The sequence below is a fragment of the Ruminobacter sp. RM87 genome (assembly GCF_000701925.1).
GTDB lineage: Bacteria > Pseudomonadota > Gammaproteobacteria > Enterobacterales > Succinivibrionaceae > Ruminobacter > Ruminobacter amylophilus.
This window is the reverse complement of record NZ_JNKD01000122.1, coordinates 1-1,266: the sequence shown is the minus strand read 5'-3', so window position 1 is coordinate 1,266 and position 1,266 is coordinate 1. Positions and strand designations below refer to the sequence as shown.

General features: G+C 42.0%; 2 protein-coding genes. One reads left to right on the top strand and one right to left on the bottom strand.

Annotation, left to right across the window (positions count from 1 at the left end; genetic code table 11):
- Positions 1 to 13: 13 nt before the first annotated feature.
- Complete coding sequence (locus tag T489_RS0112300; protein WP_084155529.1) at positions 14 to 517, top strand: pilin; 504 nt, start codon at positions 14 to 16, stop codon at positions 515 to 517.
- A gap of 229 nt (positions 518 to 746) precedes the next feature.
- Here the strand turns inward: T489_RS0112300 and T489_RS0112295 are convergent.
- Positions 747 to 1,266: pilin (locus T489_RS0112295; RefSeq protein ID WP_369791983.1), on the bottom strand; the 520-nt coding region annotated here is incomplete at its 5' end.

The window sequence follows — 1,266 nt, the reverse complement described above, 5'->3', positions numbered from 1 at the left end:
AAAGGAAATTATCATGAAAAAGACTAAAGGTTTTACCCTCATCGAATTAATGATCGTTATCGCCATCATCGGTATCTTAGCTGCAATCGCTCTTCCAGCTTATGCTAAGTACATGGCTCGTGCCCGTTTCTCTGAAGTAACTTCTGCTGTTGACGGTGTTAAGAAGCAGGTTGAACTCTGTATCTTCGATACTGGTGCTGTGTTTGCTCAGTACGCTCAGATCCCTGCAGATGCTTGTGACAGCGGTCAGAGTGGCAATGGTTGGAGAATCGGCGCTGCTGCAGATTATGAAACCAAGTATGTTGCAAACATCAATGTAGAAGATGGCGTTATCACCGCTACCGCTATCGCAGGTAATGGCCTGAATGGTTCAACATACACTGTATACCCAACTTTCGGTGCAGTAGATAACGGTATCGTTGACTGGGTTCCAGGTGACGGTGTTGCTCATGCTCCACACCCTGCTTTAGGTAATGCTGCTGTGGACTTTACTTGTAGAGAAAACGACCTCTGCTAATGTGCTTGGTTAGCATGTAACACCCTAGACTTTGTAGTAACTCATTCGTTTAGGTAGTAATCGAAGACCGAATCTAATGTTTGATTCGGTCTTATTTATTTTAAGTGAAAGCTAAAAACGCCAACACTCAATTCTATTTTTGGGGGCTTTTATACTATTTCAAGAATAAACCCCGCCAGAGGCGGGGTTTAAACTAAACTTTTATAAGTCTATTCTCTAACCAATTAAATTAGCAGAGGTTCTTAGAGATACAGGTAGATGCTGAATCTCTCTTCCAGTCAACAATACCGTTATCCTGACTACCTTCACCAAAATATGGCTTGATAATGAAAGTAGCATCATCTAAACCATTACCTTTAATTGCTTTAGCTGTGATGTCACCCTTATCCACTTTAATTTCTTGAACGTACTTAGTTGCATAATCTTTAGCTGCATCAATCTTCCAACCACTGCCGTTCTGACCATTTGAACAATTCTGGGTTGTTGAGCCAGCTCCACTACCGCTGGTTACGGTATTTGGAACGATATGTGTCTTTGCAGTATAACCAGTATGGCCTAAATCGAAAATACAGAGTTCAACCTGCTTCTGAACACCAGCAACTGCGGTGGTAATTTCAGTGAAGCGTGCACGAGCCATGTAACGGGCATATGCAGGGAGAGCGATAGCAGCTAAGATACCGATGATGGCGATAACGATCATTAATTCGATGAGGGTAAAACCTTTAGTCTTTTTCATGATAATTTCCTTT

Excerpts from the sequence above, each read along its gene's own strand:
- T489_RS0112300 (WP_084155529.1), top strand. The coding sequence starts at position 14 with ATGAAAAAGACTAAAGGTTTTACCCTCATCGAATTAATGATCGTTATC.